At 67.7% G+C, this 10,956-nt stretch carries 10 protein-coding genes; 4 read left to right on the forward strand and 6 right to left on the reverse strand.

From position 1 onward, the window contains the following. Positions 1 to 67 precede the first annotated feature (67 nt). The 6 genes from AB0E63_RS12650 to AB0E63_RS12675 form a co-directional block, all read right to left on the reverse strand. Positions 68 to 814 carry a sugar phosphate isomerase/epimerase gene (locus AB0E63_RS12650; protein ID WP_360364738.1) on the reverse strand — a complete coding sequence of 249 codons (747 nt, stop codon included), beginning with the start codon at positions 812 to 814 and terminating at the stop codon, positions 68 to 70. Between the two features lie 19 nt (positions 815 to 833). Further along, entirely contained in the window at positions 834 to 1,649 is an 816-nt protein-coding gene (locus tag AB0E63_RS12655; RefSeq protein WP_360364740.1) for a sugar phosphate isomerase/epimerase, read from the reverse strand. After that, positions 1,646 to 2,851 carry a dihydrodipicolinate synthase family protein gene (locus tag AB0E63_RS12660; RefSeq protein ID WP_360364742.1) on the reverse strand — a complete coding sequence of 402 codons (1,206 nt, stop codon included), beginning with the start codon at positions 2,849 to 2,851 and terminating at the stop codon, positions 1,646 to 1,648. The genes AB0E63_RS12655 and AB0E63_RS12660 overlap by 4 nt, the downstream gene beginning before the upstream one ends. Further along, positions 2,848 to 4,011 (reverse strand): Gfo/Idh/MocA family oxidoreductase, encoded by a 1,164-nt coding sequence (locus AB0E63_RS12665; protein ID WP_360364743.1) that lies wholly within the window; start codon positions 4,009 to 4,011, stop codon positions 2,848 to 2,850. The genes AB0E63_RS12660 and AB0E63_RS12665 overlap by 4 nt, the downstream gene beginning before the upstream one ends. 11 nt (positions 4,012 to 4,022) lie before the next feature. Next, positions 4,023 to 4,757: a cupin domain-containing protein gene (locus AB0E63_RS12670; RefSeq protein WP_360364745.1), complete on the reverse strand. Its 735-nt coding sequence runs from the start codon at positions 4,755 to 4,757 to the stop codon at positions 4,023 to 4,025. Between the two features lie 495 nt (positions 4,758 to 5,252). Beyond that, positions 5,253 to 6,659, reverse strand: coding sequence for an FGGY family carbohydrate kinase (locus AB0E63_RS12675; RefSeq protein WP_360364747.1), 1,407 nt, complete (start codon positions 6,657 to 6,659; stop codon positions 5,253 to 5,255). A 175-nt stretch (positions 6,660 to 6,834) separates the two neighbouring features. Here AB0E63_RS12675 and AB0E63_RS12680 point away from each other — a divergent pair, with 175 nt between their 5' ends. From AB0E63_RS12680 to AB0E63_RS12695, 4 genes are all read left to right on the forward strand, one after another. After that, the gene (locus AB0E63_RS12680) at positions 6,835 to 7,725 is read left to right on the forward strand and encodes a nucleoside hydrolase (protein ID WP_360364749.1); all 891 of its coding nucleotides are present in this window, start codon (positions 6,835 to 6,837) and stop codon (positions 7,723 to 7,725) included. Beyond that, entirely contained in the window at positions 7,725 to 9,017 is a 1,293-nt protein-coding gene (locus AB0E63_RS12685) for an extracellular solute-binding protein (RefSeq protein ID WP_360364750.1), read from the forward strand. The genes AB0E63_RS12680 and AB0E63_RS12685 overlap by 1 nt, the downstream gene beginning before the upstream one ends. Before the next feature lie 3 nt (positions 9,018 to 9,020). Next, positions 9,021 to 9,932 carry a sugar ABC transporter permease gene (locus tag AB0E63_RS12690; RefSeq protein WP_360364751.1) on the forward strand — a complete coding sequence of 304 codons (912 nt, stop codon included), beginning with the start codon at positions 9,021 to 9,023 and terminating at the stop codon, positions 9,930 to 9,932. Between the two features lie 118 nt (positions 9,933 to 10,050). Beyond that, the gene (locus AB0E63_RS12695; RefSeq protein ID WP_360364753.1) at positions 10,051 to 10,947 is read left to right on the forward strand and encodes a carbohydrate ABC transporter permease; all 897 of its coding nucleotides are present in this window, start codon (positions 10,051 to 10,053) and stop codon (positions 10,945 to 10,947) included. Positions 10,948 to 10,956: the final 9 nt, after the last annotated feature.

A 10,956-nucleotide genomic window follows, 5' to 3' on the forward strand; every position in this document is an offset into this window, starting at 1 on the left:
CTGACGCGGTTAATCGTTTGTCACAGGCGTCACACCCCGGCGAGTCAAGCCCTGGTCAAGGCTTGAGTCAGAACCGCAGTTCGGTCAGCCCGCGGTAGCTTCGCTCGGCCGAGGCCCACGCGTCGACCGGCTTGTCGTGCTCGACCAGCCACTGCTCGACACCGCCCTCCGAGGCGTGCGCGAACATCGCGGCGAAGTCGAGCTTGCCGGCGCCGACGTCCTCCCACGACCCGTCCTCGGCCATGTCCTTCACGTGCAGCGCCGGGAACCGACCGGGGTGCTCACGGAAGTACTTCGCCGGGTCCTGGCCGCCCTCGACAGCCCAGTAGAGGTCGAACTCGAAGCCGAGCAGCTCCGGATCCACCTCCAGCAGGAGATCGAAGAGGATCTGCCCGTCCACCTCGGCGAAGTCGCGTCCGTGGTTGTGGAACAGCAGCTTCAGCCCGGCATCACGGGCGGCCTTACCCGCCTCGGTGAACGCCGCCGCCGCCGTACGGAATCCTTCGACGGAGTGCAGCTCGGACGGAATCGACGGTACGACGACCCACTGGCCGCCGAGCGTCTGTACGTCGGCCAGCGCGCCGGCCCAGTTGTCCGTGAGCCGGCTGTAGCCGACGTGCTCGAGCACGATCGACAGTCCGGCGTCGTCCGCGAACGAGCGGATCTCCTCGGCACTGTGGTCGAACCGCCCGCTCACCCCCACGGTCTGGTAACCGATCCCGGCGAGGCGCTTCAACGTCCCCGGGTAGTCGTCGCCCAGGACGTCCCGCATCGTGTAGAGGTGCATCCCGATACCGCCGGCGGGGATAGTCATACAGACAGCTCCTCAGTTACTAGATGACGTGTTCCTGATATCGCGCCAGCGCGAGGTCGAAGACCTCCTGCCCTGGCGCGTCCCACAGCTTCTGGTTGAAGATCTCGACCTCGATCGGCCCGTCGTACCCGGCCGCGTCGCAAGCCTCGCGCAGCCGGCGCAGCTCGATCGAACCGTCGCCCATCATGCCGCGCCCGAGCAGCGTGTCCTCCGGCAGCGGAACCACCCAGTCGCTCACCTGGTAGGACAGGATCCGCTCACCCGCCCGCTCGATCTGCCGGTACAGGTCCGCGTCCCACCACAGGTGATAGGCATCGACGATCACGCCCACCTGTGACGCCGGGAACTGCTCGGCGAGGTCGAGCGCGCCGCCCAATGACGACACCACACAGCGGTCCGAGCAGAACATCGGATGCAACGCCTCGACCGCGAGCTTCACGCCACGCTCTTCCGCGTACGGCGCAAGTTCGGCCAGCCCGTCGCGGACCATCGAACGGGCACCGTCGAGATCGCGCGAACCGGGCGGGAGTCCACCGCTGACGAGCACGAGTACCGACGTACCCACTGTCGCGGCCTCGTCGATCGCGCGCCGGTTGTCCTCGATCTTCGCTTTCCGCTCGGCCGGGTCGGTCGAGGTGAAGAAGCCACTGCGACACAGCGACGAAACCTTGAGGCCGGCATCGGAGACGAGTCGCGCTGCCTCGTCGACGCCGTACTCCTGGATCGGTTCGCGCCACAGGCCGATCCATTCCAGGTCGGCCTTGGCGCTCGCCGCGACGACGTCCGTCAGCGGCCAGTACTTCGTCGTCGCCTGGTTCAGGCTGTAGCGGTTCACGCGTCGACTCCACCCACGCGCAGCAGTTGCCGGAATCGCTCGACGGCCAGCTCAGGATTCGTGAGTACGCCGGCCTGATCCGCCAGGCGGAACGTGTCGGCGAGGTGAGGCAGCGACCGGCCGGTCTGCAGACCACCGACCATCGTGAAACCTGGCTGGTGCCCGTTCAGCCAGGCCAGGAAGGCGATTCCGGTCTTGTAGTAGTACGTCGGCGCCGAGAAGATCTGCCGGGCCAGCGGGACCGTTGGCGCGAACACCCGGTCGTAGGTGTCGAGGTCGCCGTCGTCCAGCGCCTTCAACGCGGCCGCGGCCGCCGGGGCGATGGCGGCGAAGATCCCGAGCAGCGCGTCGCTGTAGCGATCGGCGTCGCCCTTGATCAGCGCGGGATAGTTGAAGTCATCGCCGGTGTAGAGCCGCACACCCTCCGGCAGACGGTTGCGCAGGGCGACCTCTCGGGCGTCGTCGAGCAGCGAGACCTTGATCCCGTCCACCTTCGTCGCATTGTCGACAATCAGATCGACGACAACGTCGGCGGCGGTGTCGAGTGAGTCGCTGCCCCAGTAACCGTCGAGCGCGGGGTCGAACATCGAGCCGAGCCAGTGCAGGATCACCGGCCGCGACGACTGCCCGAGCAGGTGGTCGTACACCTTCCGGTAGTCGTCCGGCGATCCAGCCGCCGCACACAACGCCCGACTCGCCATCAGAATCGGCTGCGCACCCACGTCCTCGGCCAGTGCGAGCTGCTCCTCGTAGGCGCCGATCACCGCGTCCAGTTCGTAGTTGCCGTCGGCGGGTCGGCCTGCGGTGGTGAGCTGGTCTGTGCCAACCCCCACGGCGATCCGTCCGTCAGGCGCTTCGTCGGCGGACCGCCGGATCAGCTCCTGCGTGGCTGCCCAGTCCAGGCCCATGCCGCGCTGTGCTGTGTCCATAGCCTCGGCGACAGACAACCCGAGCGACCACAAGTGGCGCCGGAACTCCAGCGTGTGCTCCCAGTCGATCACCGCGGGCGCCCCCGGCGAGTTGTCGCCCAAGGGGTCGGCGACAACATGCGCGGCCGCGAACGCGAGCCTGCTCGACGCGGGCGCATAGGGGCCCTGGGCAACCGGTTCGCCCACCAGCCGGTACGTCGCCAGGCTCCCAGCGACCCGAGACCCGCCGACCCCGCCGACCCCGCCGACCGGCAGCTTCAGTTCGAGACTCACAGCCGGGCCTCGAGGTCGAGTGGCGGGACCTCGAGCTTGCGGCCCTCGCGCCACGACTGCAGTCCGAGCTCCGCGAGCTGCACGCCCTTGGCGGCCTCGAGGAAGTCCCAGGTGAACGGCGCATCGTCGACCACGTGCCGCAGGAACATCTCCCACTGCACCTTGAACCCGTTGTCGAACACCTCGTTGTCCGGCACCGTCGCCCACTGGTCGCGGAACTTCTCGGTGGCCGGCAGGTCCGGGTTCCAGACCGGCTTCGGCGTCGCGGACCGGTGCTGTGCCCGGCAGTTCCGCAGTCCGGCGACCGCGGAGCCCTCGGTCCCGTCGACCTGGAACTCGACCAGCTCGTCGCGGAACACCCGAGTCGCCCAGGACGAGTTCAGCTGCGCGATGATCCCGCCCTCCAGCTCGAACACGCCGTACGCCGCGTCGTCCGCGGTGGCGACGTACTCCTGGCCCTGTTCGTCGACCCGGGTCGGGATGTGGGTCGCGCCCTGGCAGTAGACCGTCTTGACCTGGCCGAAGATCTGGTCGAGCACGTACCGCCAGTGACAGAACATGTCGACGATGATGCCGCCGCCCTCTTCGGACTTGTAGTTCCAGGACGGCCGTTGCGCTTCCTGCCAGTCGCCCTCGAACACCCAGTAGCCGAACTCGCCGCGGACCGAGAGGATCTTGCCGAAGAATCCGCCGTCGACAAGCCGCTTCAGCTTCCGCAGACCGGGCAGCGACAGCTTGTCCTGGACCACGCCGTTCTTCAGTCCGGCGTCCCGGACCAGCCGGGCCAGGTCGACCGCGGCCTCCAGGCTCTCCGCGATCGGCTTCTCGCAGTAGATCGCCTTGCCCGCTTCGACCGCGGCGCGCACACCCTTCTCGCGCAGCTGAGTCAGCTGGGAGTCGAAGTAGATCTCGACGTCCGGCTCGGCCAGCGCCTCGGACAGGTCGGTGGTCCACCGGGTCAGGTCGTACTGCTCCGCGATCCGGCGCAGTTTCATTTCGTTGCGGCCGACCAGGATGGGCTCGGGGATGATCATCGTCCCGTCGGCGGCGGGCAGGCCCCCCTGCGCGCGGATCGCCACGATGGACCGCTCGAGGTGCTGGCGCAGGCCCATCCGGCCGGTGACACCGTTCATCACGATGCCGATGCGTCGCTCGTTCACAGTTCTGCCTCTCACGAAGTGATGTCGTAGACGTCGAGGCGACCGCACATGCCGTGCCGGCCGAGCTCGGTGGGGGCGGGGAGTTGATGAAGTTCGGCGGTCTGCAGGTGCGGCGCCGTACCGGCGTCGAGGGCGTCCAGCGCGGCGCCGGTCTCGTCGGCCAGGCGGCGTGCGCCCTGCTCCCAGCGCTTCCGCCAGTTGGCGAGCTGCGGCTGGACGATCTGGACCGCGGCCGCGTAGAAGTCGTCCAGCGCGGACGGGCCGTGGGCTTCGAGGGAGTTCCGCAGTACGGCGAATCCCTCGAGCGCGAGGTCGCGGCGGGCTATCGCGGACTGGGTCCGGGCCTCAACCTCGCCGGTGAGCGTGGTCGCCTCGAGGTAGGTCTCGCGGTCGATGAGATGCTCGGGCGGCAGCGTCAGTACGGCGTCGCCCGCCTCCGGGAGGCCGGAGTTCGACATGAGGGTGAGGATCTTCAGGCCGCCGCTGTTGATCAGCCGGTGGATCGTGCCGGGGTCGAACCAGACCACGGTGCCGGGCTGCAGCGGGGTCTCGGTGAAGCCCTTCGGGGTGAGGGCCTGGACCGCGCCGGAGCCGGCGATCACGTAGTACCCCTCGGAGCAGGCGAGGTGCACGTGGGGCGTGCCGCCGACCAGGCCGTTTGGGGCTTCGGTGTCGTACACCGTCAGCAACGAGACGCCGATCCCGCCGGGAAGCGCCGCGGCGGCACCCGGCTCGTACTCGCACATCGCGGCCTCCCTGGTCCTCAGCCTTGGAAAGGGCTTTCCGCAGCCTGTGATCGCAACCTTAGGTGGGCCGAAACGACGAGTCAACCTGTAACGGAAAGCGATCTCCGACCACAACCGGTCAACTCCAGCGAGTTACATCGAAGCAGACCCCACCCGCCCCGCAGGCGACGACCGATGTCCGAGGGCTTGCCCCCTCACCTGCAGGGTTGCCCCCTGAGATTCTGAGTGGGCAACCCTCCAACTCAGGGGCTGCCCCTTCAGCTGGAGGGTTTGCGCCTCCGAGGGACGCAGTGGGGGAGTGGGCCGGCGGGGTGGAGTGGGCCGGGTGGGGGTGGAGTGGGCCGGGCGGGGTGGAGTGCGCCGGGTGGGGGTGGAGTGGGCCGGGCGGGGTGGAGTGGGCCGGGCGGGGGTGGAGTGGGCCGGGCGGGGTGGAGTGGGCCGGGCGGGGGCGGCCGGGTTGGGGCGGGGGTGCGGTGGGGTGGGGTGGTCCGGGGATCAGTGAGAGCGGACTGAGTTGACTGCGGTGGCCCACTCGGCTCGGCGGTGGGCGCGGGCGTCGGGGGCGGGGGTGGGGGTGAAGGTGCGGTAGGTGCGGGTGGTTGACCAGGCGGTGGGGTGGCCGAGGGTGGTCCAGGTGAGTTCGGCGGTGCCCAGGGCGGAGATTTCGGGGATGTTGGCGGCCTCGACGGGGTGGCCGAGGAGGTCGGCCTGGGTTTGCATGAGGAGGTCGGCGACGGTTGCGCCGCCGTCGGCGCGGAGGCTGGTCAGGCCGCCGGGGATGGTGTCGGTGATGTCGCAGATCTGGTGGGCGACGGCGTCGACGGTGGCGCGGGCGAGGTGGGCGCGGGTGGTGGAGCTGTTCATCCCGGTCAGTGCGGCCCGGGCATTGCGGTCCCAGTGCGGTGCTCCGAGACCCGCGAACGCCGGCACGAGTACGACGCCCTCCGCAGACGGCACGCTCGCCGCCAGCTCCATCAGCGCGCCGACGTCCGGTAGACCGAGCATCCCGGCTGTCCATGCCAGCGCGGCACCCGACGACACGATGTTTCCTTCGAGTGCGTAGAGCGGCTTGTCCGTCAGCCACGCCAGCGTGCATCCGTCCGCCACGAACTCGTCGACGGGCGTCATCACCGACGACCCGGTCCCGTACGTCGCCTTGACCATCCCGGCCTGCGTGCACCCCTGCCCGTACATCGCCGCATGCGAATCCGCGAGTACGGCGACAATCGGGATCCCGTCGGCCAGCCCGGGCACTCCGGACGTCACCCCGAACCCACCGTTCGACGGTCGCACCTCCGGCAGAACCGATCGCGGTACGTCGAATGCCGCCAGCAACGAGGTGGACCAGTCGAGGTCGACAACGTCGTACAGCAAGGTGCGTGACGCGTTCCCCGCATCAGTTAGATGCTCTTGGCAACCAGTCAGTCGATGGATCAGCCAGGAGTCGACGGTACCTACGTGGTCGGGTTTCGCGTGCTCGAGGAGCCAATGCAACTTGGGCGCCGAGAACATCGCGTCCACGCGCAGGCCGGTGCGGGACCGGACCAGGGAGTCCACCTCGGGAGGCAGGTCCGAACACCATGACGTCGTACGCGCGTCCTGCCAGCCGATCACCGGACCGACGGCCTCGCCCCGGCGGCTCCACCCCACGACAGACTCGCGCTGGGTCGACAATCCGATCCCCACGAGCTCGACGGGTTCCGCGGAGGCGAGGCAGGACGAGATCGCCTGCAGCACGCTCTGCCACAGATCCTCGGCATCCTGCTCGACCCAGCCTGGCTGCGGTGTGGACAGTCCGACCGGTGCCGAACCCGTGGCCAGAACGCTGCCATCGGACGCGACCAGGACGGCCTTCGAGTTGGTCGTGCCCTGGTCGATCGCCAGCACAGCGGCTCCGGCCATCGCCGTCCCCTTCCCGATGAACTTTCAACCGAGCTCTTGACGGGACTCTAGCGTCGTGGTGACACTCATGGCGACAGGTTATGCACTAGCGAATATCTATTCAACGAAGCAAACCAGACCAGACCCTACCCGCCTTCGGCGGCGGAGTGGGGAGGAGATCAAGGAGGTCGTCAGGGTGAAGCCGAGTAGACGGCGGGTCATCATCAACACCGATGCCAAGAACGAGGCGGACGATCAGTTCGCGATCGTGCACGGGCTGTTGTCGCCCACCTTCGACATCCGCGGCCTGATCGCGGCGCACTTCGGCACCCGCCGGTCGGACCGGAGCATGGCGGAGTCCCGCGAGGAGATCGACCTGCTGCTGGACCTGATGGACCTGACCGGCCAGGTCCCGGTCGCGAACGGCGCGCCGACCGGTATCGCGGACGAGCAGACCCCGCTCGACTCGCCCGGTGCGCAGCTGATCATCGAGGAGTCCAAGCTGGCCTCGAAGGACGACCCGCTGTTCGTGTCGTTCCTCGGGCCCTTGACCGACATGGCGAGTGCGATCCTGCTCGACCCGGAGATCGTGCACCGGGACGTGATCGTGATCTGGATCGGCGGCCGCCGGTACTACGGGCACACGTCGTACCCGGGGATCGAGTTCAACCTGTCGAACGACATCCACGCCGCGAACGTGGTGTTCGGCTCCGGAATCACCGTCTGGCAGGTGCCGAGCGACGTCTACACGAAGGTGTCGGTCTCCTACGCCGAGCTGGACGAGAAGATCGGCGACGCCGGTCCCCTCGGCAAGTACCTGATCGAGCAGCTGCACGAGTGGAACGCGACCTGGCACGGGGAGCCGATCGAGTCCCGGTCCCTCGGCGATTCGCCGGCGATCGCGCTGATGCTCTACCCGAACAGCGGGAACCTGCGCGTCCGTCCGGCCCCGCGCTTCGGCGTCGACGGCTGGTACCTGCCCGGCACCAACAACCCCATCAGTGTGGTCGAGCAGGTCGACGTCCGGTTCCTGCTCGAGGACATGTTCGCCAAGATCCGCCGCTTTGCCCGTCAAAGGAGTCAGTGATGAACACCTTCACCCGTCGAGGCTTCCTCGGTCTCACGTCCGCCGCCGCGGTCGGCGTCGGTCTGTCCGCGTGCACCGGTGGGGGTGCGTCCACCAGCGGTGGCGACACCGCCGCGGCCTCGAACAACCTGCGCCTGTTCACCTACGAGGGTGACGAGACCATCGGGTTGCTGAAGGCCCAGATCAAGAAGTTCGACGAGCAGAACGGTACGACGACCACCGTCGACAGCCTGCCCGGTTCGGGTGCGGCTGTGTACCCGGACAAGCTGCGCACGGAACTGCTCGGCGGCAAGGGCCCCGACGTCTGGCGGATCTGGGGTGGTCAGATCGGCAGCCCGTTCGCGAAGGCCAAGCAGTCGCTCGACCTGTCGCCGTACTACTCCAAGTACGGCTGGGACTCGAAGATCAACACCGCGGCGATCTCCGGGATGACGTTCGACGGCGTGAAGTCCGGGGTGCCGTTCGTCTCCCTCGGGATCGGTGCCTGGTACAACAAGTCCCTGTTCGCCAAGGCCGGCGTGAGCGGTCCGCCCACGACGTACGCCGAGCTGGAGGCGATCAACGACAAGCTCGTCGCGGTCGGTGTGACACCGGCCGGTCTCGGTGGGAAGTACGGCTGGGACATCATGCGGCTGTTCGAGTACCTGCTCGAGCACACCGCGGGACCGGACCTGCACGACAAGCTGCTGACCGGCGCCGAGAGCTGGGACCGGCCCGAGGTGGTCGAGGCGTTCGCGCTGTTCAAGAAGTGGCAGGACAAGAAGTGGCTGCCGCAGGGCGCGCTGGGCCTCGACCCGGCCGACATCGAACCCGCCTACGTCCAGGGCAAGACGGCGTACACGATCACCGGACCGTGGACCGAGGCGGCCGCGATCCTGTCGGCGAAGAAGAGCCCGGCCGCGTTCGGCAACTTCGAGCTGCCGACCGACCAGAGCCCGGCACGCCACTCGGGATTCGTCGAGGGCTACATGATCAATGCCAAGAGCGGGAACCCCGACAAGTCCGCGGCGCTGATCGACTTCATCGTGCAGCCCGCGACACAGAAGGCGTTGCAGGTCAGCGCGTCGACGGTCAAGGGCGCCGAGCCGGACCCGAAGGCACTGCCGCTGTCGGCGGAGTGGTCGCAGAAGTACGGCGGCAACCCGTTCTACACGATCCAGGACCAGGCGTTCCCGAAGAAGCAGGCCGACCAGTACTTCAGCGTGCAGAGCGACCTGCTGCAGGGCTCGGTGACGCCGGAGGCCGCGGCGAAGAAGATGCAGGAGATCGTCTCCGCCTGGGCGAAGAGCTGACTCATGGCGACCGTCGCGCTCTCCAAACCCCAAGTAACCAAGGGCAAACGTGGTGGCAGATGGTCGCCGTGGTTGTTCGCACTGCCCGCCCTGGTGGTGTACGTCGCGTTCCTGGTGTACCCGGCGTTGTCATCACTGTGGTTCAGTCTGACCAACTGGGACGGCCTGAGCGCGACGTACAAGTTCGTCGGGCTGGAGAACTACTTCAAGATGCCGAGTGACCCGGTCGTCGTCACCGCGGTCCGGAACAACCTGATCTGGACCGTGGTGACGATCGCGGTGCCGACCATCATCGGCCTGGCGCTCGCGATCGCACTGAACGGCAAGGTGCACGGCAAGCCGATCCTGCGGCTGGTGTTCTACACCCCGGCGGTGCTGCCGTTGGTGTCGATCGCCTCGATCTGGGGCTGGCTCTACAACCCGCAGTACGGCGCGATCAACTCGTTCCTGCGCCTGATCGGCCTCGACGGACTGGCGCAGCCGTGGCTCGGGCAGGACTCGACCGCGTTGTGGGCGGTCATGGTGCCGGCCATCTGGTTGCGGACCGGTTTCCCGATGCTGCTTTACCTGGCCGCACTGCAAGGCATCCCGCAGGAGCTGTATGAGGCCGCGACCGTCGATGGCACGACCAAGTGGCAGCAGTTCTGGCACGTCACGATGCCGAGCCTGCGGCCCGCGCACTACATCGTGCTGGCGCTGTCGCTGATCGACTCGTTCAAGGTCTTCGACATGATCTACGCGATGACGTACGGCGGACCCGGCACGTCGACGCAGGTGATGGGGACGTGGATGTACTTCAACGTCTTCCAGTACTACCAAGCCGGCTACGGAACCGCGATCGCGGTCGTGATCACGCTGGTCGCGGTCGCCGTCGGCATCCCGTACGTACGCTCGCAGACGAGGGAGGCCTCATGACTGTGCTTTTGGCCGGGCCTTCGGCGCCGGCGTGGTCATGGGGCTTGGTCTCCCGGCCTTCCCTCGTCGCTCCAGTCGCTTCGCTCCCTCCGCTCCTCAGTCCAGGCCGGGAGGCCCCATGACCTCGATAGCTCCTGCTCGCGTGGAAGTCCCGGTCGACACGGTTGAAGCGCACCCCGCCGGAGGGAAGCCCAAGGGGCGGCGTGGGCTGGTGATGACGCTCGTGCTGGCGGCGGTGGCGATCTTCTGGGTCTCGCCGCTGGCGTTGCTGGTGATCACCGCGGTCCGGCCGCTGTCCGACTTCATCAGCAATGGGCCGCTGTCCTGGCCGGACGCCTTCACCTGGTCGAACTTCAGTGACGCCTGGGACATCGGGAACTTCGCGACGACGTACCGCAACAGCCTGTTGCTCGCGGTGATGAAGGTGCCGCTCGGGGTACTGCTCGCGGCGATGCTCGGGTTCGCGCTGGCCAAGCTGCGGATGAAGTTCCGCCGGACGGTGATGTTCTCGGTGTTCCTCGGGCTGACCATCCCGATCTACATCACGATCGTGCCGGTCTTCATCATGATGCGCTCGGCCGGCGCGACCGACAGCCTGTTCGGGCTGCTCGGGCCGTACCTGGCCTTCGGCATCCCGTTCGAGGTGCTGGTGCTGCAGTCGTTCTTCCGGCAGATCCCGGACGAGATCTTCGAGGCGGCCCGGGTCGACGGCGCCGGCGACTGGCGGATCTTCTTCACCATCGTGCTGCCGTTGTCCACGCCGGCCCTGGTGACGGTGGCGATCCTGGACGCGGTCGCGACCTGGAACGAGTTCCTGTTCGCGCTGATCCTGCTGAACTCCGACGCGCACAAGACGATCCCGGTCGGGCTGCTCAACTTCCAGGGCCAGTTCGCCAACAACAACACCGGTCTCGCGGCGGGCATCCTGATCGCCGTGGTGCCGATCCTGATCGCGTACACCTTGCTCCAGCGCTGGATCGTCGGCGGACTCACCGCCGGCGCCACCAAGGGCTGACCCACATAT

Origin of the sequence: Kribbella sp. NPDC026596, assembly GCF_040638415.1 — a bacterium.
Lineage (GTDB): Bacteria > Actinomycetota > Actinomycetes > Propionibacteriales > Kribbellaceae > Kribbella.